22 protein-coding genes are annotated in these 23,035 nt (G+C 65.8%); 14 read left to right on the top strand and 8 right to left on the bottom strand.

From position 1 onward, the window contains the following. Nucleotides 1-996, top strand: coding sequence for a DUF6925 family protein (locus GGR48_RS00870; protein WP_183949912.1), 996 nt, complete (start codon nt 1-3; stop codon nt 994-996). A 176-nt stretch (nt 997-1,172) separates the two neighbouring features. Here GGR48_RS00870 and GGR48_RS00865 read toward each other — a convergent pair. Beyond that, a protein-coding gene (locus GGR48_RS00865; RefSeq protein WP_183949910.1) for an IS3 family transposase occupies nt 1,173-2,314 on the bottom strand; the annotation gives its coding sequence in 2 pieces (ribosomal slippage) (nt 1,173-2,074 and nt 2,074-2,314; 1,143 coding nt in all). A 96-nt stretch (nt 2,315-2,410) separates the two neighbouring features. Continuing rightward, nucleotides 2,411-3,634 carry a hypothetical protein gene (locus GGR48_RS00860; RefSeq protein ID WP_183949907.1) on the bottom strand — a complete coding sequence of 408 codons (1,224 nt, stop codon included), beginning with the start codon at nt 3,632-3,634 and terminating at the stop codon, nt 2,411-2,413. A gap of 630 nt (nt 3,635-4,264) precedes the next feature. On the opposite strand from GGR48_RS00860, the gene GGR48_RS00855 reads away from it, so the two are divergent. From GGR48_RS00855 to GGR48_RS00835, 5 genes are all read left to right on the top strand, one after another. Then, the gene (locus GGR48_RS00855) at nt 4,265-4,942 is read left to right on the top strand and encodes a vWA domain-containing protein (RefSeq protein ID WP_183949905.1); all 678 of its coding nucleotides are present in this window, start codon (nt 4,265-4,267) and stop codon (nt 4,940-4,942) included. Nucleotides 4,943-4,946: 4 nt separating this feature from the next. Continuing rightward, nucleotides 4,947-5,708: a PP2C family serine/threonine-protein phosphatase gene (locus GGR48_RS00850; protein ID WP_183949903.1), complete on the top strand. Its 762-nt coding sequence runs from the start codon at nt 4,947-4,949 to the stop codon at nt 5,706-5,708. Nucleotides 5,709-5,785: 77 nt separating this feature from the next. Then, entirely contained in the window at nt 5,786-7,756 is a 1,971-nt protein-coding gene (locus GGR48_RS00845) for a topoisomerase DNA-binding C4 zinc finger domain-containing protein (RefSeq protein WP_183949901.1), read from the top strand. Continuing rightward, the gene (locus tag GGR48_RS00840; protein WP_183949899.1) at nt 7,753-8,244 is read left to right on the top strand and encodes a hypothetical protein; all 492 of its coding nucleotides are present in this window, start codon (nt 7,753-7,755) and stop codon (nt 8,242-8,244) included. Before GGR48_RS00845 ends, GGR48_RS00840 begins: the two co-directional genes overlap by 4 nt. A 126-nt stretch (nt 8,245-8,370) precedes the next feature. Beyond that, a complete protein-coding gene (locus tag GGR48_RS00835) occupies nt 8,371-9,069 on the top strand; it encodes a hypothetical protein (protein WP_183949897.1) in 699 nt (232 codons plus the stop codon). Here the strand turns inward: GGR48_RS00835 and GGR48_RS00830 are convergent. Then, the gene (locus tag GGR48_RS00830) at nt 9,064-10,239 is read right to left on the bottom strand and encodes a hypothetical protein (protein WP_183949895.1); all 1,176 of its coding nucleotides are present in this window, start codon (nt 10,237-10,239) and stop codon (nt 9,064-9,066) included. The genes GGR48_RS00835 and GGR48_RS00830 overlap by 6 nt on opposite strands. A 104-nt stretch (nt 10,240-10,343) precedes the next feature. On the opposite strand from GGR48_RS00830, the gene GGR48_RS00825 reads away from it, so the two are divergent. From GGR48_RS00825 to GGR48_RS00800, 6 genes are all read left to right on the top strand, one after another. After that, on the top strand, nt 10,344-10,841 hold the full coding sequence (locus GGR48_RS00825) for a hypothetical protein (protein ID WP_206362530.1): 498 nt from the start codon (nt 10,344-10,346) through the stop codon (nt 10,839-10,841). 116 nt (nt 10,842-10,957) lie between these two features. Further along, nucleotides 10,958-11,341, top strand: coding sequence for a hypothetical protein (locus tag GGR48_RS00820; protein WP_183949892.1), 384 nt, complete (start codon nt 10,958-10,960; stop codon nt 11,339-11,341). 29 nt (nt 11,342-11,370) lie between these two features. Further along, complete coding sequence (locus tag GGR48_RS00815; RefSeq protein WP_183949890.1) at nt 11,371-12,198, top strand: hypothetical protein; 828 nt, start codon at nt 11,371-11,373, stop codon at nt 12,196-12,198. A gap of 123 nt (nt 12,199-12,321) precedes the next feature. Then, on the top strand, nt 12,322-14,478 hold the full coding sequence (locus GGR48_RS00810; RefSeq protein ID WP_183949888.1) for an integrase: 2,157 nt from the start codon (nt 12,322-12,324) through the stop codon (nt 14,476-14,478). Beyond that, entirely contained in the window at nt 14,475-15,431 is a 957-nt protein-coding gene (locus tag GGR48_RS00805) for a TniB family NTP-binding protein (protein ID WP_183949886.1), read from the top strand. The genes GGR48_RS00810 and GGR48_RS00805 overlap by 4 nt, the downstream gene beginning before the upstream one ends. Nucleotides 15,432-15,472: 41 nt before the next feature. After that, nucleotides 15,473-17,302, top strand: a complete 1,830-nt coding sequence (locus tag GGR48_RS00800) for a hypothetical protein (protein ID WP_183949884.1) — start codon at nt 15,473-15,475, stop codon at nt 17,300-17,302. Nucleotides 17,303-17,967: 665 nt separating this feature from the next. Here GGR48_RS00800 and GGR48_RS00795 read toward each other — a convergent pair. The 4 genes from GGR48_RS00795 to GGR48_RS00780 are packed head-to-tail and all read right to left on the bottom strand — an operon-like array spanning nt 17,968 to nt 20,284. Then, on the bottom strand, nt 17,968-18,867 hold the full coding sequence (locus GGR48_RS00795) for a pirin family protein (protein ID WP_183949882.1): 900 nt from the start codon (nt 18,865-18,867) through the stop codon (nt 17,968-17,970). Then, the gene (locus GGR48_RS00790; protein ID WP_183949880.1) at nt 18,860-19,306 is read right to left on the bottom strand and encodes an NUDIX hydrolase; all 447 of its coding nucleotides are present in this window, start codon (nt 19,304-19,306) and stop codon (nt 18,860-18,862) included. Before GGR48_RS00790 ends, GGR48_RS00795 begins: the two co-directional genes overlap by 8 nt. Continuing rightward, entirely contained in the window at nt 19,303-19,995 is a 693-nt protein-coding gene (locus GGR48_RS00785; protein WP_183949878.1) for a glutathione S-transferase, read from the bottom strand. Before GGR48_RS00785 ends, GGR48_RS00790 begins: the two co-directional genes overlap by 4 nt. A 4-nt stretch (nt 19,996-19,999) precedes the next feature. Next, the gene (locus tag GGR48_RS00780; protein ID WP_183949876.1) at nt 20,000-20,284 is read right to left on the bottom strand and encodes a BolA family protein; all 285 of its coding nucleotides are present in this window, start codon (nt 20,282-20,284) and stop codon (nt 20,000-20,002) included. A gap of 40 nt (nt 20,285-20,324) precedes the next feature. Between GGR48_RS00780 and GGR48_RS00775 the strand changes: the two genes are divergently transcribed. After that, entirely contained in the window at nt 20,325-20,939 is a 615-nt protein-coding gene (locus GGR48_RS00775; RefSeq protein ID WP_183949874.1) for a DnaJ domain-containing protein, read from the top strand. A gap of 123 nt (nt 20,940-21,062) precedes the next feature. On the opposite strand, the gene GGR48_RS00770 is transcribed toward GGR48_RS00775, so the two are convergent. After that, nucleotides 21,063-21,827 carry a VOC family protein gene (locus GGR48_RS00770; protein WP_183949872.1) on the bottom strand — a complete coding sequence of 255 codons (765 nt, stop codon included), beginning with the start codon at nt 21,825-21,827 and terminating at the stop codon, nt 21,063-21,065. Nucleotides 21,828-22,029: 202 nt separating this feature from the next. On the opposite strand from GGR48_RS00770, the gene cobS reads away from it, so the two are divergent. After that, nucleotides 22,030-23,034 carry a cobaltochelatase subunit CobS gene (cobS, locus tag GGR48_RS00765; protein ID WP_058743933.1) on the top strand — a complete coding sequence of 335 codons (1,005 nt, stop codon included), beginning with the start codon at nt 22,030-22,032 and terminating at the stop codon, nt 23,032-23,034. The last annotated feature ends 1 nt before the right edge of the window (nt 23,035 follow it).

Here is a 23,035-nt window from a genome sequence, read left to right as displayed (position 1 = left end):
ATGCAACCCGCACCCTTTTCCCTGATCGCCGACCTGATCGAAGATCCAGCCAATGGCTGGAGCATCGGCAGCTTCGGCGCGATCGGGGAGTTCATGCGCGATCCCGACGAGCCAACGACCATCCGCCGGTCGACCGATTGTATCGAGGTAGTGACGGGCCGTGGAGCGATCCGTGTCGTCGATACCGAATTGACGGGCGTCGCCTGGGACACGCTGTCGAGCGATGGCGAGACCTGGGGCCATGCGCTGGCCTTGTGCGTGGCAGTGCCACCGCCTTCCGCCAAGGTGATACGACCGCGAGGTCCCGATCATGAAGCCCTGCGCGACGAGGATCGGCATGGCCTGCTTTACGACCTGGGCGTAGGGACCGGGTGCGTCACGATGGCAATCCGCACCCAGGATGCAGAACTCATCGCGGCGCTTGACGCTGCGGTGGGCCAGCCGGTGCTGGCCAGCGGGGATGTTATGGAATGCATCCTGCGCTCCCAACCCCACCGCGTCCTTATATCGCCAGCCGGACGGGTCGAGGTGTACCAGCCGATCCCGATGCCGGGCGGCGAGAGCCCGGAGGGACCGCACACCCACCTCCTGCCCAAGCTGATCGGTAAAGATCGCCCCCATTCCGCGAACACGCCCATCCCGGAAGGGTGGCAGTCGGCGCTGACCCTGCATCCGCCATCACCGTGGCGGACCCCGTTGGGCGAACGTCGTCCCTTCTGTCCCAGGACTGACGCGATGTTCGCGCCGCTGCTCCAGTGTTATCAGTCGGCGGAAGACGAAGCCGTTCGCGCGGCGATCATTACAGCCTTGGATGAGGTGGAACTGCCATGGCCGGACAGCCGGCGTGGAAGACATAAGGCCCGGGTTGTCCTGCGGCGGCTGTATGCCGCTGGTGACATTCGAGCGAGTGCATGGAGGATGATCCATGACAGCAGGACTGACAGGACTGAAGCAGACGCCGTTCTAGTACACGATCATGATCCAATCGGTCTTTAGCTGCGGATTGCCCATGATGATAAGCCGCGGCAGTAAGAAAAGCGTAGCCGGCGTTGTTGCAACTGCCCTATTTTATTAACTTATCAATACCAATAAGGTTGACAGGTCCCACATCGTTATTTTAATTGCGGGCAGTGTCGGCCGCGAAGACCTAGGTGTGAGTAGCCCCTAGTTTTCTAGACGCCTTCCGCCTTCAAAAGCTGCTGCCGTTCGAACGCGACGGGCGACAGCATCCCGTTCCTGACCTGCTTGCGTACAGGGTTGTAGAACATCTCGACGTAATCGAACACGTCCTGCCGGGCTTCCTCACGGGTTTTATAGGTGCGGCGCCGGATGCGCTCGCGCTTGAGCGAGGAGAAGAAGCTCTCGGCGACGGCATTGTCATGGCAGTTGCCGCGTCGGCTCATTGAGTGCTCAAGATTGTGAGCCCGGATGAAGGTAGCCCACTCCATGCTGGTGAACTGCGAGCCCTGGTCGGAGTGGATCAGCACCAGCTGCTTCGGCTTGCGCCGCCATACCGCCAGGTGCAGCGCCTGCAGCACCACATCGGTGGTTTGTCGACTCTGCATCGACCAGCCTACCACGCGGCGGGAATACAGGTCGATCACGACCGCCAGATAGGCGAAGCCTTCCAGGGTGCGAATGTAGGTGATGTCCGTCACCCAGGCCCGGTCTGGCGCAGCGACGTCGAACTGGCGGTCCAGCGTGTTGTCGACCGCCAGGGACGGCTTGCCCTCATGGCTCCAGGGCCGGCGCTTATAGCCGATCTGCGCCTTGATGCCCGCCAATCTGGTCAATCTGGCAACCCGGTTCGGGCAGCAGGTTTCGCCGTGATCCAGCAGGTCGTCGTGCAGCTTGCGGTAGCCATAGACCTTGCCACTGTCTCTCCAGGCCCGCCGCAGCAGCTCCGTTTGTCGAGCATCTTCCTGAGCCCGCCGGCTCAGCGGGCTCTTCTGCCAAGCATAGAAACCGCTGGGCTGCACGGCGAGGCAGCGGCACATTGCCCGCACGCCAAAGCGATCACGATGCTCGGCAATGAACGCGTATCTCACTTTGCATCCCGAGCGAAATACGCGGTGGCTTTTTTTAGGATGTCGCGCTCCTCGGTTACCCGAGCCAACTCGCGCTTCAGCTGGCGGATCTCGGCATCCTTGCCGACATCGCCGGATACGACCTTCGCCAGCTGCCGCTTCCACGCATACAGCGAGTGCGCACTGACCCCGAGCCGCTGCGAAACCTCTGATACCGGATACCCGCGCTCGGTGATCTGGGCCACCGCGTCACGTTTTAAGGCATCACTGAAATTCGGCTTCCCCATCATCGCCTCCTGTCCTCAAAATTAGGATCGAAGGCGTCCAGAAATCTAGGGGCTACTCAGTCCGAGACTGACACCTTCCGTCTCTCCACGGAAGCGTCACGGGTCAAGCGTCAACTCTGCAACGAACTCCTGGCCGACTTTCAAGAGCCCCCGATTTCCTTGATCGTGCAACCCAAGACCCAGCGCGCTCTCGCGCAACCACGGCGCCCCCTCCATGACAGGCGCATCGACAAAGCCTTCATCAGCAAGTCTCTCGAGGAAGTCCGGCCGGACACCTTGACGAACCGACACCGCCTGAAACGCCTCCCCCTCAATGATCAACGGAACTGGAAAGGTGAAAGTTAGAGATCGCCCAACCAGCTCCGTATCCCCTACCTGGATACGTGGGCGATCAAGCGCTGCGGTCAACTCGGCGCGTGCGACAGCGCGACGACGTTCGACTGTCCCGGCCCTCGCCGCTTCCCGGCGAACCGTGATCGGCTGCGTTAGCCGTCGGGCGATTGCCGTTTCGCCGCTCGGTGCCGCCACGACTGAGGCCGAATTAAGCAGCCCTGCCGCCCGCAACGCCTTGGCGAGCGTCGCGCGGACAAGAGGATCCCGCCAGAGTTCGATCTCTATCTTTTCGGGTAGAGGAGTTTCGTCAAACTCCGGGTCGACGACCTTGATACTGCTTGAACCCTTGCCGTGCTCATGATCGAGCACAAGTCCGCAAACCAGTCGCTGCCCCGCAAGCGGTGGCGCGATCGCGAAGCTCTTCTTCTGAACACAACCGCCAGTGGGTTTCCCGTTCTTATCAGTGTTGTTGAACTGAGTCTCCCGCCCCTTTGGCGTGCCCTGCGTACCCTTGCATTCAACAACGTGAAGAAAACCAGCGCGATCTTCAAAGACGAAATCGGGCGACTTCTCTGGGCCGCTCTTTTTGGCTGGCGGCGGCGCTATCGCCAGTAACGCCGACATGCGCTCTCGGAAGTACCGCCCATCGCACCAGGCTACAAGATCGAGCGCGCCGATCAACCAGGTTACAGGCACACCCATACCGAAATCGTCGCTGAGGATCGTCTTCTGATGACTGTCCAGGTCTGCAAATGGTTTCGTGATCCTTAGATCCGACGTGCTGGCGATCGCAGTCGCGTAGCGGACCCACGCCCAGAACTCACTCAAAGTAGCGCCGGAGGCGATCGGTGGTGTGGTGAGCTGCCCAATGACCAGCAACGCGCTCAACACGTCCAGGTCATACGGAGTGACGCCGTGACTAAAAGCGGCGGGGAACGGCGGCAAACCCGCTCCTTTGGCCGGCCAAGTATTCTGGTCGACCTCCACGTCGATTGATCTTCGCATGCCGCATTGTTGGCGACCAAGATTCTTAAAGCAACAATGATCTGTCTGCGATGTGATGAAACGCGACCACGTAAGAGGGGTCACCACGCCCTTAGGATCCAACCACGGGGGGAGCGGTACGTCGTGCAAGGAGGGCGGTAGCATCCCGATGGCTTCAACGAGGGCTAGTGCTTAATGCTGGACGAGCGTCTGCTTACCGCGAGCGACCACCCGAAATCGGACAGGGTGCTACCCACCCAGCGTTTCAACGGGTCGGATCACGGCCCTGGTTTCGAGAGTGGTGCAGACGGTCTTCCATTCGGCATGCTCTAGTCACCGAACTTGTTAAGGGCCAACGAAGGCTGCTGTCGTGACCAGACCCTTCAGCCACCTTTCGCTTGTGGTGGGACCGAGGATTTTCCCCGATCCGCAGAACTTTCATCAAATACCAGTCCTGCTGCACGTGTGCCAAGCGATCGGAATGGCGTCGACTGCGAGGGTACCGCGATGTGCGTCCAGCGTACCGCGGAACAGATGGCAAACAGCCCCGTCGCGGGCCACTTGCCAGACGGACGCCGACCGCCGCCGATAGGACGGTCCGGCGGACCCGAACCTATCAGGAGCGCCAACCACATGGACGACGTACAGATGCCCTTCGGGGACGCCGAATTCGCCGACAACGCCGAGCAGCGATGCCCATGCCTGCTACTCCTCGACACGTCGGGCTCCATGCAGGGCGACGCGATCTCGCAGCTCAACGAAGGGCTGCAGACCTTCCGCACCGAACTCGCGCAGGACCGTCTGGCGGCCAAGCGCGTCGACGTCGCGGTGATCACGTTCGGTGACCGGGTCGACACCGTCTGCCAGTTCGGCACGGTCGAGACGTTCGATCCCCCTCGCCTGACGGCCGCCGGAGGCACTCCGATGGGCGAAGCGGTGGAGCGTGGCCTCGACCTCCTCGACGCGCGCAAGGACCAGTACCGCCAGAGCGGAATCCCCTACTACCGCCCCTGGATCTTCCTGATCACGGACGGCGAACCCACCGACAAGTGGAAGGGAGCAGCCCGGGCCGTCGCCGACGCCGAGGACAGGCGACAGGTCGCGTTCTACGCGGTCGGCGTCGAAGGCGCGGACATGGACATGCTCGGACGCCTCTCCGTCCGCACCCCGCTCCGCCTGCGGGGTCTGGCCTTCGCCGAACTGTTCCGCTGGCTCTCCAGCTCGCTCGGATCGGTGTCGCGATCGGCAGCGAACGCCGCCGTACCGCTCGCCAATCCCGCCGCACCCGGCGGCTGGGCGATGGTGGACTGAGCGCATGACCGCATGGAGCTGGGCCGCTGCCTCCCGTCGTGGCGTCTCCCACGAACGCCACGGCGAACCTCGCCAGGACGCCTTCCGCATCGTCGGTACGCCCGACGGTGCGGGCGTGTTCGCCGCCGTGGCCTGTGACGGAGCGGGCAGCGCCCCCCGCGGGGGCGTCGGCGCGACGATCGCCGCGCGCGTCCTCGCAGGCTGCGCGCAGGCATGGCTGGATCATGCCGGACGTCTTCCGCATCCCGACGCCTTGGCGTGCTGGATGCTGCTGGCCAGGCGGCGGATCGCCCAGGCGGCCGCCGCGCATGAACTCGAGCCGTGCGAATTCGCCACGACCGCCGTCATGACCCTGAGCGACGCTTCCCTCACGCTGACGGCGCACGTGGGCGACGGGGCGGTCGTGGCACGCGATGCAGCTACCCGCGACTGGCTGGCGCTGAGCTGGCCCGAGCACGGGGAGTACGCGAACACCACCCGCTTCCTTACCGATCCCGACGGTCCCGCGATCCGCATCGCCGTCCACGACGGGCGCATCGACCGGATCGCGGCGATGACGGACGGTCTGGAGCGTCTCGCCCTCGATTTCACGACCACGCGGGCACACGCGGCGTTCATGGAACCGATGGCGGCCCCCCTCGCCGTTAGGGCCGTGGGCGGTCTTGACGCGGAACTGTCAGGCGCCCTTCGCGCGTACCTAGGGTCCGACCGCGTCAACGAGCACACCGACGACGACAAGACGCTCCTGCTGGCGTGCTTCGCATGAACCCGCCCACCTACGTCGGGCCGCATGGTTATCTCCGGATCGGGGAACTTCTCGGGCGCGGTGGCGAAGGATGCGTCATGGCGCTCGCGGACGATCCGACACGGGCGGTGAAGCTCTACCACGCGCCCGACACGGCGCGGGATGCGAAGGTCCGCGCCATGATCGCCGCGGATCTGCGCAAGCGCTGCCCCGCGGCAGCCTTTCCCGAGTTCGTCGTTCGTGCGGACGATGGCGCCTTCGCGGGGTTCGTGATGCCGATCGTGACCGACGCCAAGCCGGTCCACGAACTGTTCTCTCCCCGCTCCCGACGAAGCGAGTTCCCGCTGGCCGACTGGCGCTTCCTCGTGAGGACAGCACTCAACGCCGCCCGTGCCTTCGCCGGCCTGCATCGCGCCGGCGTCGTGATCGGAGACGTTAACGCGGCAGGCGTGCTCGTTTCCGATCGAGCTGTCGTCTCGCTCATCGATGCCGACAGCTTCCAGCTGGGCTCGCAGCATCCCTGCCGTGTCGGGGTCCCAGAATACACCCCTCCCGAACTCCAGGGTACCAGCCTCGACGGCGTCCTCAGGACGGAACAGCACGACGCCTTCGCACTCGCCGTCCTGATCTTCCAGATACTTTTCCTCGGCCGGCATCCGCATGCAGGGGTGCCGGTGCGCCGGGAAATAGCGCTGAACGACGCCATCGCGAACCACATGTTCGCGTACACACGCATCAGGCCCTCCCGCCTCGCGCCTCCGCCGAACACCCTCCGCCTGTCCGACCTGCCCCTCGGTCTGGCAACGATGTTCGAACGCGCATTCGCCGGTTTCGTAGTCCGCCCCCTCGCTTCCGAATGGGTACACGAGCTCGAGACCATCGAGAGCGGCATCTCGCCCTGTGCACGCATTGCGTCACACCAGCGGCCGGATCCCGATCGCGACTGCCCATGGTGCCGGATCGATGCCTGCTCCGGGGTAGCTAGCTTCGGAACGGACACGCGCCCTTCGCGGACGCCCCAACCCTATCGCCACGTAGATGCCTTGGAGGCAGCCATGCGAGCGGCGACGCGGGCGGATCGAAACGGCGGGGAGGCCGTGCTACCGCCCGCAGGCGCCGATCCTGCAGGCCCCACGCCCGCTGCCGCCGAAGCCGCCGAGACCCTCCGTCGCCATCGCGCAGCCGGAACCACCAGCACGGGCTTCGCGGCCGTAGAGGCGGAGATACGGCGGACATTCGAGAAGGCGCGTGCGAAGGCCCAACGCGCGCTCAGCGTCGAGCTGGACGCCTGGCGCGCGCGGATCGGAGCCTGGGCGGTTCCGCGGCAGGCGTCCGAGGTTCGCATTGAGGCGGAGCGGCTGCGGCAGGCCGACAGCCGACACCAGACCGAGATCGCCCGTATTCATCGCCATCTGTACGACGCGGCGGTGGAAAGTGAGCTGTCGCGCATGATGATCGCCGACACCGAAGCCGCGCCGATCGGCCCGCGCGGGATCGAGCGCCTCGCGGCGGCCGGCATAAGGGTGGTGAACGACCTTACGCTGGAAACCCTGAGCGGCGTCCGTGGCATCGGTGATCGTGGAACCGCCGCCCTCCTCCTATGGCGGGACATGCAGGCCATCGCGATCGCAAGGCGTACGACCGTCTCACCCGAAGACGTCGATGCCGCTTCGAAGGCCATGACCGAGGAATGGGCAAGGAGGCGGATCATCGCGGAGGAGCGACTGCATCGACTGGTGCGCTCACTCGATCAGGCGGTCGACGCTCTCACGGGCCGCGCCGAAGTGGCGGATCATCGCCTTGCAAAGGCGATGCACGATCACGCCCATGCTTTGCTCGACCTGTCCCATCTCGGGCTGAACGTCGTGGCGAACAAGCGCGACCGCCGTCCGGTCGCTCCGGTCCCGAAGCCGGCGAAGCTGAGGAAGGGCACCTCATGTCCGTCCTGTGGCGGTCCCATGACCAAAAGGTGGGCTCGCGGCGGCACCTCCCCGAACCGCTTCTTCCTTGGCTGTTCCGACTATCCTCGCTGCACCGGCACACGTCCGCTACGGCGGAAGTCGCCGTGAGCGAGGAACGACGCACCGCCAATGGCGGCGGCCGACGGCCGCGGACAGCCTCGGGAAAGAATGGCGCACCTCGACGGGACCTCGGGCCTGCCGCTTCGGTCGCCCCGACTTACGACCGCGCTCACCCCTTCAACGCCTGGGCGACGACCGACGCGTTCACCGTCGAGGCGATCGAGATGGCGTCCGTCCGGGCCGAGGAGGCGGTAAGCCCGTTCCTGGCGAACCGTCGCGAACGTCCGTTCACCGGCGTATCGTCCGTCGAGATCCGCTTCCTCGACGACTGCACGCTCTCCTCGTTCCGGCGCGTCAGGGCGCTCAGGGGCGTGACGGCGGAGGGGTCCTGGCGGCTCGTGCGTCGATGGGCCGACGCCCACGGCGACGGCGGCCTGGACGAGGCGATGTGCGGAGCCGTCGCCACCACCCTCAACCGCGACTTCGGGGGCCTGCTCACCGCCAGTGTCGTGACGTGGGTAATCAGGACGCCGTAACGGCACCGACCGTTCCGAAAGGGAGTGTCGGGCTAGAAGCTGCGCCTTGCGGCATCGGCGGCGTCCACGCCGCAAGAGGAAGGAGAGGAGGCAGGCGAAGGTCTTCGGTGATGCCGGTCGGCATCGATGACGGAAGGCAAAACAGTGAGGAAGAACCAAAGGTGGAGCGATCTGGGGATCGAGGAAGCTGAGCGCCGCGCCGCGGTACTGGACCGGTACGTCGCCATCGACCTGCCCACTGCGGATGACGACGCCTCGGCGGCATCAGAGCTGAACCTCTCGGTATACAGCATGACTCGCCTCGCAGAAGTATGGCGGCGGCATCGCGATCCTACCCTCCTCGTGGGCATGAGGAAGGCGCTCGTCATTGGTTCGGAGGCGGAGCGCGACAAGGTGATGGCGCACGAAGTCGACCTCGATCAAGTGCGTCCTGACCGGCGGGAGGAGATCATGCGCCGCATCAGGATCATGCAACGCCATCTCTCGGCGGCCGAACAGGGCGAGGACGACATTGAGGCCGCCGCGGCCGAGATCGGCGTATCGGTCCCAAGGTTCCGAGTTCTGCTACGGACATGGCAGTTGCACGGCGCCGCCGACATGCTGCCAGGAGCGAAACGGCGCGGAACCCCATGGCGTCGTCGACCGGACCATCTCCGGCGACTTCAGCTGGTCGACGAGGCCCTCGCCACGACTGCGCCCACCGACACCAAGAGGAAGGCATATGATGCCTTCGTCCGCGCATGCGAGGAGGAAGGCATCACGCCGCTCAGTCTAAAGCGGTTCTACGGGATAGCGGCGGGCAAACTGCCCACGCCCAGTTCATAGGAGGCTCTCAGGATGGGACTCTTCCGAATAATCGGGGAGGACATCGAGCTCCGCGTGTGCCGATCCCAATAGCCGCAACACGTCGATGGCTTTTCTCGCACATGCAGGGGCGCCTTCCTTGTGGACCTTCGCCGCCGCAGCCGCTCGCGCACGATTGTGCGTACGGATCGCGTCGTTGATCTCGCTGTGCATCTCCGACGTCAGTTCCGGCATCCGGGCCGTCCGCCCGTTGCGGTAGCTCACGTCGTCGCCACGCTCTCCTGGTCCAACCCATATGGGGCCGACGCGTTCGCCCAGAACCTCGACGGCGCGACGCCCCACACTGCCGATGTGGACCTCATAGGCGATTCCCGCTTCCGCTAGACGCCTCCGGAGCACCTCCCCCCCAGCGACGTCGTCGCGTTGCAGCACGAGGTCGATTCCGAGCCGACCGTCAAAACCGGCGAAGGGGTCGAGATCGATGACCGACAACTCGTCGACCGCTAAGTCCGCCGCATGCACGTGCCCCCACGCGCGGGAGTCGTTGGTGGCGATTGCCCACCCAGGCACGAGCCCTGTGCCCTGGTCGATGACCACGTAGAGACGAAGGCGGTGGCTGAGATAGAATGCATCCAGTCCGACGCTATCCAGCAGGAGACGTTCTCCGAAAAGGCCAGGTGGCGCGGTTCGCCGGGCATCGAGCCACATGCGTCTCACTGTCGTTCGGGAGATTGGCGCCCGCGTGGCTTCGGCCACGCGTCGGCATACTTCTGCTATGCTCGCATCGGGCTGGTGTACGCTCATGTAGAGGATCACCTCCTCCGCCGAGGCCCGCAACGACTGCCCTAATTTCGATGCCCGGCTTCTACTTTCCGCGGCGCGGGCACCGAGAGCGACGATGCTACGGGTCTCTCTCCAAGCCCGTGCCATGGCGTAGAACCGCTTACGGCTCACTCCCGCCTCCGCCGCACGTCTGGCGGCGGCTCCCGGCCGCTGATCGCCGTCGTCGTCAGGACGCATGATCGCCCTCAACCGTCTGGCAACCGTAGCACGCATTCCTGCGGACAACCTCGATGCGAGCATGAGTTCCCCCTCAGGCACCCCGTCCGGCCACGCTGCACGCAGCGCGTCGGCGAGAGCATCCGCGGACTGCTCGGTCGACTTTGAATCACCCATGTCATCGCTGCTCATCAAACCCCGGTATGTCTCCACTGGCCGAGGGTCAAAAAAGTATTTTCGCGATCAAGGACGATCGCGTCTTGTATCTACGTGTTATACTCATATCTTGCTGGCTCATGTGTACGAGACATACTCATCCACCCGTCGAGAGCGGCGGCGGTTCCGATAACGGGACCTCCCTCGATCAGCGGAACCGGCTTCCCGCCTGCGGCAGCCTGATCGACGTCTACGGGGTGGCGCATCGCCTGCTCGCCTACGTCGACGACCGCGTGCTTCTCACCACGTTGGACACGCACCACCCCTGCCTCACCCAGGACGTGGACGGCAGCATTCAGCTTCCCACGGTCCACTGGCTGCTGGACGGGATGGTTGAGGGCAGCATCACGCCGCACCGGCCGGTTACGCGTCCCAGTCCCACCGAGAAGCTGCGGTTCGAGATCGCCATGCTCGACGCCGCCGGGGTCCCCCAAGGCGACAAGTGCATCTGGCAGTTCCTTGCCAAGGCGTGGACGCCTGACCTCGTCGAGCGCTTCGGCGAGCACGACGATCCCTGGCGGATCCGGCGCTGGCGCTCGGCCATCCGCAAGGCGGCCCGGAAGGGGGATGGGGCATGACGTCACCGCCCGTCTCCCGATGCCCCCTGCTGGAAGGCGACAGGCCGCCCAGACGACAAGTGCCGCAGTCCGACGACCACTCCCTTCAGACAGGCTCCGACCCGAGGAAACACCATATGACCGACGCTGCCGAAGCGAACCACGCCGCCCCCTTCGTCCTGGCGATCCATGGCGACTTCTTCGCGGTCGTACCGTCCCTCTCCGCCTCAAAGGCTGAGTGCACGGCCGCACTGCACTACCTTCCGCTCAACGACTCTCCGCCCAGGGCCGTGCGCCACATGACCTGGCCGGTCGTCGCGACGCTGATCCGCGTTGGCGAAGCAGTCGAAGTCAACGGGCTCCTCCTCGAAGCCGCGCGTCGGAGCATCCGCTCGTGCGCCCATGCCGATCGCTCGTCGGCTGCACCAGCGGCAACTGCCGCTCTCGCCGGTTCGCCGATCGAGGATCGGGCGGATTCCGCCCCGGAGCAGATCGAGGCCAAGCAGCACGAATTCGCCTGAAACCTGCCACCCTACACGAGGACGCGACCATGACCACGACTGTACCGACCGCCAACATCGACCAGTTCAACGCCCTCCCCGCTGCCTGCCGCTGCGGCGGAGGACGCTCGCACGACGTGTACTGGCGTGCCACCGATCCGTCCCCCCTGACGGATCCCGCCACGGCCCGCTTCGCGTTCCGGACGGTCGAGCCGGAGAGGACCGTCAACTTCGGACGCAAGCGCCTCACCTTCGCTTTCCACAGCGTCCGGACGGGTCACGTGCAACAGGGCGAGGGGCCTTGGGAGCTGCTCCTCGCGAAGCACCTCGAGACCACGCCGGATGGGGGTCCCTACCGCCTCCACGGTCACCGGGCCTGGTTCACGCACGAAGACGGGAGCGTCACCACGTATGGCCCCGACGCCGTCTGGTGCGATGCCAATGGGCACGTCGTATGCGGCGAAGTGAAGGCGAGCGACACCTACTTTACCGAACCCGCTACGGCCGCGCTCCTGACGGCGGTAGAGAAGGGACTGGCCACCGCCGGCATCAGGCTGGCGCGTATCACGGGCGACGCACTCTGCGCCGATCGCCGCCGCCGCTTCAACGTCTGCCGCGCGTTCGCCGATGGACTCGGACGCCTCGACGTACACATCGAACAGCAGGCGCGGGACGTGCTCGCCGGCGGCTCCGTCCCTCTCGCGCGCCTCGGCGAACGGCTGGAAGTGGCCGACGCCGATCGTGTCAGGGTCGTCAATTCACTGCTGGTTCGGCGCGTGGCCTCCTACGATCTCTCTGCAGGAGTCACGCCGGATCTCGAAATTTCCGCAGCCCGTCCGATTCAAGAGGACCGTCGGCTGGAGTCGCTGACGATCTGAGACAGGCAGCACCGATCGAGGACGACGCAGCGCGCGGACTCCGACCGGGAGATGCCAATCATCGCCATATCGTCCCGCTTCGCCGCACCGAACGATCGCACCCACCACCAAGGAGCTGCGCAAATGTCTTCCTCCATCGATCCTCTCGCGGCACCGCCGACGCCGCTCGCGCACGATCGACGCGTTGACGGCCTCGACTACGGGCTCACCGCGGGCAGGGAATTCTGGCACGGCACTGCCCGCGTCCGCTTGGAACGCATCGAAGCCGACGGAGGTCTCGATCTACGCAGTTCGAAGACGGGCGCGCTGCTAGTCGTCCGCAATCCGGACGGAACGACGGCGCGTCCGACCGTGGAATGGCTGCGCGGAGAATACGCCGCCGGCAGGCTGTCGTCGGTCGCGGGATCCAAGGAGACCGTATCCGAACGGCAGGCACGCTTCCTGTCCATGGATGCGAGCTCCGCCTCCATCCGCGACGCGAAGGCGACGTGGAGGCACTCGCTGGCATGGCGCGCCAGCTCGGACCGCGTCGTCTGTACCGACGCGTCCTGCGCCGAGTGGCTCGCCGCAAACTACGGCATCCAGCCGGGGGATCTCGCCTTCCCCCGTCCCTCCGGCAGTTCCTTGCGTCGCTGGATGCGTACATTGCGAAAGGGAGGCATGCGGATCGGTGCGCTCGTCTCTCAGGCCGGTCGTCCGCGCAACCACTCGCAGCTTCCGCCTGAGGTCGACGCCGCGCTCAACGAGGCGGCCCTGTTCTTCTACAGCGCTGGTCCGGGCTTCAGCCAGGCCGCCGCCGATGCATACCTGGACGGCCTCGTCTGTCGGCTGAATGAAGAGAATCCCGGCCGCAGCTTCAGGAAGCCGTCCCGCCAGTCCCTCCGCCTCCGCATCGAGAAGCTCGAATGCATCGAGACGTGGGAAGCGAAGCATGGACGCGAGGCCGCCGAAAGGAAGTACCGCGGTGCCGGCGAGCCGCTGCTGGTCGATCACGTCCTCGAAATATGCCTGATGGACGCGACCGAACTCGAGCAGATCGTCGTGTTCGACGAGGATCGTACGATCCCCTGCCTCAAGATGCGGATCGTGGCGGTGCTGGACTGCCTGACCCACACGCTTTTCGGCTGGCACGTGTACGCTGGACCGAACCGTGCGGAGACCTCCGCTCAGGCCGTCCTGCACTGCCTCGAGCCGAACAAGTTCCCTCCGCGAATGGTGCAGATGCACCCGCAGCTGCGTCTCGCGTTCGGGCGGCCCGCCGCCCTGCTCCCGGACAATGAGAAGGCGCTGATCGGTCCCGACACGCTGCCGGGATACAACGCGGCGGGAATGGTTGTCATCCCTGCTCCCGTCGGGATGCCCACCGCGAAGGCGGCGCTGGAGCGGTTCTTCCGTACGCTCAAGGGCATCCTCGCCTCGCTCCCCGGTACCCTGGTGGACCCCCGGCGGGCATCGGAACTCGGCTTCGAGATGGTGGAGGGCATGGCGGAGATGACGATGCACGAGCTGCGCGTGCACGTGGCCCAAGCGGCCGCCCAGCATAACGTCTCGGAATCGAAGGGCCTGCCTGGCAGGATGAGCCCCATCGAGATGCTCGCGGTGCGCTCCGGTACGCGCGCAACAGATCCGTTCGAGGACGCCTCGTTCGTCCGGGCGAACCTGTGCAGCCACTTCGACGCATACCTCACGCGGAACGGCGTCGAAAAGGACGGCATACGGTATCGCGACGCCGCAGTCATCGACGTCCTGTACAACAACAACGCCGGTCGCATGGGCGGCGCGAGGAAGTCGCACGGGTTCCGCATGCGCGCTCGCCGCGCCGATGGCGACATGGACCGGATCGAGGTCTATGACGAGCATGCCGAGCGATGGACGGTCCTGCCCTCCACCCAGCCCGGATACACGGCGGGGCTGTCCTACTGGGAGCATCTTCAGTACGCGCAGGCCGCCAAGCGTCGTCGCGAGGCGTTCGGCAGTCAGACCGCTCGACTGAAGTCGATGCAGGAGACGCGGCGTCTGCACGAGGAGATGCTGCCCAGGTCCAAGTTCCGCGCCCGGGCGAAGATGGGGGCACTGCTCGCGTCGCCCCACCTCCGGGAACTCGCGGGCAAGCCGCTCTTCACCGTGTCGCCGATCGAACAGCATCCCGACACCCTCGGAAGGGGCGGGCCCACGCCTCGGGTCGAGCGTGCACCTGCACCCCGCACGGCTCGGCCATCGGACGGCTGGGACGACGATGCGCGCTTCGAGGACGGGGACGATGCGGGAGCGGACGATTGAGCGGGGTCGAGGGCAGTGCCGCACCGCAGACGGGATCCCCCGTCTGCGACTACGAGACGCACGGGGACAGGGCCGCTGCCGCGGCCCGCTTCTCGATCGACCTCTATCAGCCCACCATGGTGCAGGAGGCGCTGATCACCCGGATCCGCACGTTCCACCGTAGCTGCGCCGGGCTGAACGGGATGCCTCTGCCGGGTCGCAGCCTCAGCGCTCCGAGCCAAGCCGGCAAGAGCCGGGCGATCAGCGAATGCGCGGCAAGGATCAATGCGGAGGAACCAGCCAACCCGAACCGCATGCTGCATGTCGGCCTGACGGAGCGGATCACGATCAAGATGCTGTATCAGCGCATCCTGACGTGCATCGGCGATCCCGAGGCCTTCGGCCGCTACAGCCTCGAGATCCTACGGCAGCGCTGCGAGGAGCTGCTGCCCAGCGTCGGCGTCGAGCTCCTCGCGGTCGACGAGGTGCAGCTTATCGGGAAACAGACGTCGAGTAATTACGAGGTCGCCGACGCCCTCAAGTCGATGCTGGATCAGGGAGTGGTGGGCATACTGTTCGCCGGCAACGAGCAGGCCGGCGAGATCTTCGAGGTCAACCCCCAGCTCCGCGGTCGCCTCGGTGCGCCGCTGAGCCTGCCGGCGGCGAACCCGAAGGTGGCGGGCGAGGTCAAGAACCTGCGTGAATTCCTCGCTTCGCTCGACGAAAGGATGGCGGGCACAGGGCTAACGGGCATTTCTGGCCTCGCAAAGGGGAAGCGGGTCCAGCGCATTGGAAGGAGCGGCAGCGGGCACGTGGGGCGCATCTGCCGCATCGTCGCCGCTGCATTCGAGCATGCCTGCGCCCGGGGAGCGGACTCCATCGAGGACTTCGACCTGTCGTTCGCGGTCGCCCACCTCGCCATACCGGCGGGCTGGTGCGTCGCCAATCCATTCCCGGAACCCGAGGCATGGTGAGGCCGCGCCCGCTTCTGCTCGTTCCATACGCCCCGGTCGGCGTGAGCCTGCCGGGTCTCGTCGCAGCTTCCGCCAGGCTGAACGTGCTCGGGGACGTCAAGCCGGTGCTCCGATCGGCCGGCCTTCCGCTTCGCCCGGGGTACGTCGCGGGGCTCGTCGTCGGGCACGAAGCCGCGCTCGCCGCGCGGCTCGGCTGTCCGGAAGCGACGATCGTCGCCGCCTCCACGCCTCCGATAGACGGGCGGGACGGGGCAGTAGTGCGATGGGGCGACGGCGCCATCAGGCGAGAATGGCTGGACTCCCGATTGCGCCGAGTGGCTCCCGGTTCACTCCACTCGTCCGAGCATCACCGCGCGACCTGGTGCAATCGGCTGCTTGGACACTGTCCCGAAACGCTGGAGGCGCTCGTCGATCGATGTGCGCGTTGCGGACGCGATCAGCGGTGGCTCGCGGCCGAAGGACTGGGCTGGTGCGACCAACGCGGCTGCGGGCCGCTCGACGCGATCGGAGAGCCTCTTCCCGCTGAACTGGCGGCAGACTATCGAACGTTCGCAGGCCTATGCTCGCCCGTCCCACAGGAACGGGAGATCGCCCGCGCCGCCCTCGCGCCGGTACTGGCGGAACTTCCGCCGGTGATTCTGATCGACTTCGTCTTCAGGCTCGGCCTGGCTCTTCAGGACTCGACGTCTTCTCCCCGCAAGGCCCTGACCGATGCGACGCCAGCTGAGCGGTCCCGTGCCGCGGCGCGAGGGGCCGCCGCTCTGAGGCAATGGCCGCTTGGACTGCGAGCCGAGATCCGCCGTGAACTCGCAGGACGCGGATCCGCGGATGGTACCGCTAGGCGCAGGCTGCGGGCAGGAATGCTGGCTGCCGCCTCCGTGCTGCCGTCAGATGATGCCGGGGCACCGTCCATCCTGCTCTCCGCGCTTCCGGAAATCCGAGGCGAGGTAGGGCGGTCGTTCATCGGCATCGACGGGGCGAGGCTGCTCGGTAGCGATGCCGCAGGGCGCCTCGGCATCTCGCATGCCGCCCTCCGGCGGCACGCCGATGCCGGCATGTTTGTCGCTGAAGGGGTTGTGGAGCGCGGCTATCGCCGCGCGCTCTACGAATCCAGCGCCATCGACGAAGCCGCCTCGGCGTGGAGGCGATCCGACCCGATCGCCAGGTTGATCCGGGCGCTGGGCCTACCTCGCTATGCTTGCGAAAGGATTGTTGGTGCAGGGGACGTCGCCCGCGAGACGCATCCGTTCGCACTAACTTTGGCCGACCAGCCGCGAACGCTCACCGCCTCCACCGATGCCTACCTGTCATCCCTCGTGGAAGCCTGCCGGCGCGAAGCACCACCCCCGGGCGTGGTGCAGCTGGACACGGCGCTGAAGATCGTGGGCGGCCGCCTGAAGCCGTGGAGGCAGGTGCTCGACGCAGTTCGCAGCAAAAGGCTGACGGCGTGGATGGAAGACGGCCCGGCACCCATCGTCAGGCGCATCCGCGTCCTTCCTGCTGACATCGCCCACCACACAACGCGCAACGCCAACGAGGGCATCCTTGACGGAGCGTTTATCTCGCCATCCATGTCGCAGATGGATGCCATGACGGTTCTGAACCTGCGTCAGATCGACGGCCCGCCGCTCGCATCGGCGAAACTCCTCCGCTTTGACAAGGGCCCCAGGTCGCTCCTGGTCGAAGTCGAGGAGGTGCTCGCCATCGCACGCGGATATGTAGCGACGCCAGAGGCCGCCGCCCGCATCGGGATCGGACCTGCCGCAGCGTGGCACGAGACGAGCCATGTCCTAGGGCCCCCACAGTCGCCAGCCGGCTGGCCTCGATGGTGCTTCGACGACTGGCTTGCGTCTTGCAATCCGCTAAGTTGAGCGACGAAGCACTGATGGGATAATAATGCGTTCGCGTACATCATGCCCGCGGCGGCCGATCGCTGACGCTGGCTCTCATGCGAGAATGGCAAATTCTGGGAAACCGAAGGGCCGGTTAGGCGCCGCTCTCGCGTGCAATATTTTCGCGGCCAGTTGCTTCAATGGCAGGGTCATCCCACTCAATCTGTTCGATCGACCGCACTCTTGAGCAGTACGAGATTGGCTTGATAGGCATTGGGGCAATTCGGCTTGCATGGGTAAGGTTGCAGAAACACGTTTGCCTTCATAAGGCCGGGGCAGTTCTAGGTTGCCCCCACAATCGATGGTGTTTTAGCGGTTCGCTGTTTGGCGGACTATTTTCGTGTGGCTGGTGTTGGACCGTGGCCTTCGACTTCGCTCAGGCTGAACGGCTGTGGGATCAGGCCCGGAATACCAAACCCCATTCAGCCTGAGCGATGTCGAAGGCCACAGTCCAACCTCACCAAATATTCTCTCCCCTCCCGCAGGCGGGAGGGGCCGGGGGAGGGCAAGGTGCCTCGCAGAGAGCCTGGCTTGTGACTCTTGCCCCTCCCCAACCCAGTTTCCGGTAAACGATGCCCCGCATCGTTTAGGTCATGCTGGGAGCATGACCGACCTGAAACTCCCTGCCGGGAGAGGGGCTTCAATCACGGATAACTCACTGTCTTCGGAATCTCCGGAATCTCGATCCGCTCCAGATCGTCCCCCGGCACCGCCGGAAACTCCCGCGCCTTCCAGGCCCGCTTGGCCTCCTCGATCCGCTCGCGGCGGGACGAGACGAAATTCCACCACACATGCCGCGGCGTCGCGAACGCGTCCCCGCCGCACAGCATCACCCGGCCGCCGCTTGTCGACCGCAAGGTCGCCGCGATCCCCGGCTTCAGGATGTAGAGCCGCTGCGGCTCGAGCGGCATCCCCTCCAGACTCGCTTCCCCCAACGCGCAGTAGACCGCGCGCTCCTCGGCCGAAGAATCGATGGGAATACTCCCACCCGGCTCCAGCGCGATGTCGGCATAGATGGTGCCGGCATAAGTCGTCGTCGGCGCACGCTGGCCCCAGAGGTCGCCCATGATGACCCGCGCAGTCGCCCCCCGCCCCTCGATCACCGGCAGCGCTTCGGCGGGAACATGCTCGAACGCCGGGTCGATCTCTTCCAGCGCCTCGGGCATCGCCAGCCAAGTCTGGATACCCGAGAGCGTCGGCCCCTGCGGCCGCACGTCGCTGGGCGAGCGTTCGGAATGGACGATGCCGCTGCCCGCCGTCATCAGGTTCACCGCGCCCGGCTCGATCACCAGATCGCTGCCCAGCGAATCGCGGTGGCCGATCGCGCCGTCGAACAGATAGGTGACGGTCGACAGGTTGATATGCGGATGCGGCCGCACGTCGATCCCCGCCCCGGGCAGCAGCTGCGCCGGGCCCATCTGATCGAAGAAGATGAAGGGGCCGACCATCGTTCGCTCCTTGTTGGGCAGCGTCCGGTGCACCTTGAACCCGCCCAGATCGTGGCTGGAGGGTTGCAGGGTGCGCAGCAGGAAATCGTCAAACATGAGTCGGCTCCGTGGCGTCGAGCAATTCGACCAGATCGGTCGGGAAATAGGGTTCGTCGTGCGCCGCCAGCTCCTGCCGGGTAAACCAGCGCCAGCTTTGCATCACCCGCTGTTCGAGGACGGTATGGCCGGCGCCCGTCACCTCATGCGTGTCGATGTCGACGCGGAAATAGCGTTCGTCGGCCTCGACCTCGACGCCCTCGATGGTGCGGAATTCGACCTGCCGCCGCGCGACCTGCGGCCCGCAATCGCGGTCGAGCCCGGTTTCCTCCAGCAACTCGCGCCGCGCGGCGTCCTCATAGCTTTCCCCCGGATCGACCGCGCCGCCGGGCGTGCACCAGAAGGGCGGGCGATCATCGGGGGTGAAGCGGAAAATCAGGGTCCGGCCCGTCCCATCCACCAACAGGATGCGCGCGGCGGGACGGGGCAAGCGGGTCATTCGGCATCAAGCTCCGGATAATGGCGGAAGATTCCGTCCTCATTGAACGCCTGTCGCCGGTCGCTGTCCAGATAGGCGGCGATACCGGGCAGCGTCGTCACCCGGTCGTGCAGCGCGATCAGCGCGGGATAATCGCCTTCGACCGCCGCCATCCGCCTCGGGAACATGTAGCGCAAGCCAGCGACCAACTGAAACAACGAGGTGTCGACCGGCGACCAGCGCCCGCCCGCCATCCAGTCGCGGCCCTCCACCGCATCCTCGAAATAGCCGAGGAATTTGGGGATGCGTTCCTCGCGAAACTGCGCGGCGGCGCGCGCGGCTTCGGGCTTCTGTTCGTGATAATAGGCCATCATCGCGACCGGGTGATGGACGTTGTGCACCTCCGCCGCCATGTCGCTGATCGTCAGCTGCAACTGATTCAACCAGATGCGGTCGGCTTCCGGCGCCAGGTCGTGCCGTTCGGTCAGCCAGTGGAGGATGTTGGCGACCTGCGCGATTGCCTGTCCCTCGGCGCGCAAATAAGGCGGTGCGAAGGGCAGGCGGCTACCTTTGCGCATATCGGCAAGCAGCGCCTCGGCCCCCTCCTCCACGCCTCGGTCGCGGTAAGCCAGACCTGCGGCCTCCAGCGTCAGCCGGATGAACTCGCCGCGTCCCGGCAGGCCGGGCCAGTACCACAGGTCATAGGGCATGGGCTTATTCTCCAGGTGCTTTCGCGCTGATCGCCAGCGCGTGGATGCGCTCCGACAACAGATCGGCCAGTGCGTGGTTCACCCTGCGCTGGCGGGCGACGCGCGATTCCCCGGCGAACAGGGGCGATTCGACGATGACGCGGAAATGGCTTTCCCCGGTGCCGTCATCGCCCAGATGGCCGCGATGCATCGCGCTTTCGTTGATGACGTCGAGGTGCGTGGGCGACAGCGCCTCGGTCAGGCGGGCGGTGATCTGGTCGGCGATTGGGGCGGTGGTGATATCGGTCATGGCCCCTATATAGACGGTTTCTCGGGACAAGCGGATAGCAGTGGCGCGTCGGTCGAGCAGCGATACCCCCAAGAATAAACCCGGCGCACGGTTTCACGGCCGGGTCGAAAATACCGGTCGCGCCTGCGATCATCCCGGTTGCGAGGACGCGGGCGAGTTCCGTGCGCCGCCGGCCGAGGGCACGCGCAGCGGCGACGGGCCGGGCCAGTTCCGCTGGTTCTGCCTGGAGCATGTCCGCGCGTTCAACAGCCGCTATAATTTCTTCGACGGGATGAGCGCGGACGAGATCCACCGCGCACAACGCCCCTATGCGGGTTGGGAGCGCGAGACGCGCGCCTTTGCGCAGGGCGGCGCCGATCCGGGGCCGCGCTGGGCCGATTTTTCCGATCCGCTCGACGCCATCGCCGCACGCTATCGCCGCGAGGCGGCGCCGGAGCGCAAGGATGGCAAGCCGCTGTCGGGGCAGGATCGTGAGAGCCTGAAGGTCCTGGGTCTGGAGGCGGACGCCGATCGCGGTGCGCTCCGGCGGCGCTATAGCGAGCTGGTGCGGCGCTATCACCCCGACCGCAATGGCGGCGACAGGAGCCATGAAGGGCGGTTGCAGAAGGTCATCGCGGCGTATCAGCAACTCCGCCAGGCGCCGGCGTTCGCCTAACCGCTTATTCCTCCCCTGCAAGGGGAGGTGGCAGTCCGCAGGACTGACGGAGGGGTGTCACCATCAGCGGGGACACCCCTCCACCAGCTTCGCTGGTTCCCCTCCCCGTACCGGGGAGGAATTTTATCTGCGCGGCCCGACCAGCCCGAATCTGGCGCCCTGCGGATCGCGCGCCGACAGCGAATAGTCCCCACCGGGAATCTCCATCGGCCCGAATTCGATCGTGCCGCCCGCATCGCTCACCCGCGCGGCCGCCGCATCGATATCGTCCACCGCAAAATAGAAATGCCAGCCCGGCTCACCCCCCGACGGCACGCCCATCAGCGCGCCGAGCATCACCGGCCCGTCCGCCAGGAAGCGATATTCGCCCAGCTCGCCCATCGGCATGCCCCCCTGATGGCTCCAGCCGAAATGCCGTCCAAAAAAGGCCAGCGCGCGGTCGGGATCTCTGGCGATCCGCTCGTTCCACACGACATGGCCGACAGCGGGGCCGGTGCCATGCTCGATAAAGGCGCGCGACGGCTGCGGGTCCTGCGGCGCCATGATGTAGAAGGGTGCGCCCAGCGGATCGGTGACCAGCGCCATGCGCCCCACCCCGTCCATCGTCCAGGCGGGCATCAGCACCTGGCCGCCATCCTCGACGATGGTTGCCAGTGATTCGTCGACATCGACGACCGGGAGATAGCCCAGCCAGACCGGCTTGCCCGGTGCGTCCTCGGGACGCTGCATCAGGCCGCCGATAGCCTCGCCCTCGGGCGTGGCGAAGATGCGATAGTCGATGCCGGTCATGCCGCTGTCGCCCACCTGCCACCCGATCACCGCGGCGTAAAAGGCCTGCGCGCGCCCCGCATCGTCGGTCAGCAATTCGTACCAGATGAAATTCGCCATATCCCCACCCCTCTTCATGCTTTCCTCGACAGCGGACGGTGTTGTCGCCTCTGCCTGTCGACTCGCGGGGGCAGAATGACGGCGATGCGCCGCGCACGCAATCGCTCCGCCGGGGCGTCCACCCGCCATCTTCGTGCGATCACCGGCATTGAGTAGGGAGCCGCGCTTGGCTTAAGGCGTTGAGCGACGAGACGAGGGCCTGATGACCAACATCCCGAATACGCTTCCCGACAGCCGCGATACGACGATTCTCGATGCGCCCGACAAGATGGTGTCGGTGCGCGACCTGTTCGGCATCGACACCGACATGGAGGTGCCTGCCTTCTCCGAGGCCGATGAGCGCGTCCCCGATCTCGATCCCGCCTATGTGTTCGATCCCGACACCACGCTGGCGATCCTGGCAGGCTTCGCGCACAACCGCCGCGTGATGGTGCAGGGCTATCACGGCACCGGCAAGTCGAGCCATATCGAACAGGTGGCGGCGCGCCTCAACTGGCCGTGCATCCGCATCAACCTGGACGCGCATATCAGCCGTATCGACCTGATCGGCCGCGACGCCATCGTCCTGAAGGACGGGCAGCAGGTAACGGAATTCCGCGAGGGCCTGCTCCCCTGGGCGCTCCAGACGCCGACCGCGCTCGTCTTCGACGAATATGACGCCGGCCGCCCCGACGTGATGTTCGTGATCCAGCGCGTGTTGGAGACCGAGGGCAAGCTGACGCTCCTCGACCAGAACCGGGTGATCCGCCCGAACAAATGGTTCCGCCTGTTCGCCACCGCCAACACGGTGGGTCTGGGCGACACCAGCGGACTCTATCATGGCACGCAGCAGATCAACCAGGGCCAGATGGACCGCTGGAACATCGTGGTCACGCTCAACTATCTGCCCGCCGCCACCGAGGCGCAGATCGTGCTCGCCAAGTCGGGCGAATATGACAAGCCCGACGGAAAGCAGCTGGTCGAGAACATGGTCCGCGTCGCCGACATGACCCGCAAGGGCTTCGTCAACGGCGACATCTCGACCGTGATGAGCCCGCGCACCGTCATCACCTGGGCGCAGAACACGCTGATCTTCGGCGATCCGGGCTTCGCCTTCCGCCTGTCGTTCCTGAACAAGTGCGACGAGAACGAGCGCGCGCTGGTGGCGGAATATTATCAGCGCGTCTTCGGCAAGGACCTGCCCGAAAGCGTCGTCGGCCGGGCTTGAT

Source organism: Sphingomonas pseudosanguinis (genome assembly GCF_014196255.1).
Taxonomy (GTDB): Bacteria; Pseudomonadota; Alphaproteobacteria; order Sphingomonadales; family Sphingomonadaceae; genus Sphingomonas; species Sphingomonas pseudosanguinis.
This window is presented reverse-complemented; position numbering and strand designations above follow the sequence as displayed.

What these genes read in the sequence shown, in the direction of transcription:
- GGR48_RS00870 (WP_183949912.1), top strand. Translation starts at nt 1, where the DNA reads ATGCAACCCGCACCCTTTTCCCTGATCGCCGACCTGATCGAAGATCCA.
- GGR48_RS00855 (WP_183949905.1), top strand. Translation starts at nt 4,265, where the DNA reads ATGGACGACGTACAGATGCCCTTCGGGGACGCCGAATTCGCCGACAAC.
- GGR48_RS00850 (WP_183949903.1), top strand. Translation starts at nt 4,947, where the DNA reads ATGACCGCATGGAGCTGGGCCGCTGCCTCCCGTCGTGGCGTCTCCCAC.
- GGR48_RS00845 (WP_183949901.1), top strand. Translation starts at nt 5,786, where the DNA reads ATGGCGCTCGCGGACGATCCGACACGGGCGGTGAAGCTCTACCACGCG.
- GGR48_RS00835 (WP_183949897.1), top strand. Translation starts at nt 8,371, where the DNA reads ATGACGGAAGGCAAAACAGTGAGGAAGAACCAAAGGTGGAGCGATCTG.
- GGR48_RS00830 (WP_183949895.1), bottom strand. Translation starts at nt 10,239, where the DNA reads ATGAGCAGCGATGACATGGGTGATTCAAAGTCGACCGAGCAGTCCGCG.
- GGR48_RS00825 (WP_206362530.1), top strand. Translation starts at nt 10,344, where the DNA reads ATGTGTACGAGACATACTCATCCACCCGTCGAGAGCGGCGGCGGTTCC.
- GGR48_RS00820 (WP_183949892.1), top strand. Translation starts at nt 10,958, where the DNA reads ATGACCGACGCTGCCGAAGCGAACCACGCCGCCCCCTTCGTCCTGGCG.
- GGR48_RS00815 (WP_183949890.1), top strand. Translation starts at nt 11,371, where the DNA reads ATGACCACGACTGTACCGACCGCCAACATCGACCAGTTCAACGCCCTC.
- GGR48_RS00810 (WP_183949888.1), top strand. Translation starts at nt 12,322, where the DNA reads ATGTCTTCCTCCATCGATCCTCTCGCGGCACCGCCGACGCCGCTCGCG.
- GGR48_RS00795 (WP_183949882.1), bottom strand. Translation starts at nt 18,867, where the DNA reads ATGTTTGACGATTTCCTGCTGCGCACCCTGCAACCCTCCAGCCACGAT.
- GGR48_RS00790 (WP_183949880.1), bottom strand. Translation starts at nt 19,306, where the DNA reads ATGACCCGCTTGCCCCGTCCCGCCGCGCGCATCCTGTTGGTGGATGGG.
- GGR48_RS00785 (WP_183949878.1), bottom strand. Translation starts at nt 19,995, where the DNA reads ATGCCCTATGACCTGTGGTACTGGCCCGGCCTGCCGGGACGCGGCGAG.
- GGR48_RS00780 (WP_183949876.1), bottom strand. Translation starts at nt 20,284, where the DNA reads ATGACCGATATCACCACCGCCCCAATCGCCGACCAGATCACCGCCCGC.
- GGR48_RS00770 (WP_183949872.1), bottom strand. Translation starts at nt 21,827, where the DNA reads ATGGCGAATTTCATCTGGTACGAATTGCTGACCGACGATGCGGGGCGC.
- cobS (WP_058743933.1), top strand. Translation starts at nt 22,030, where the DNA reads ATGACCAACATCCCGAATACGCTTCCCGACAGCCGCGATACGACGATT.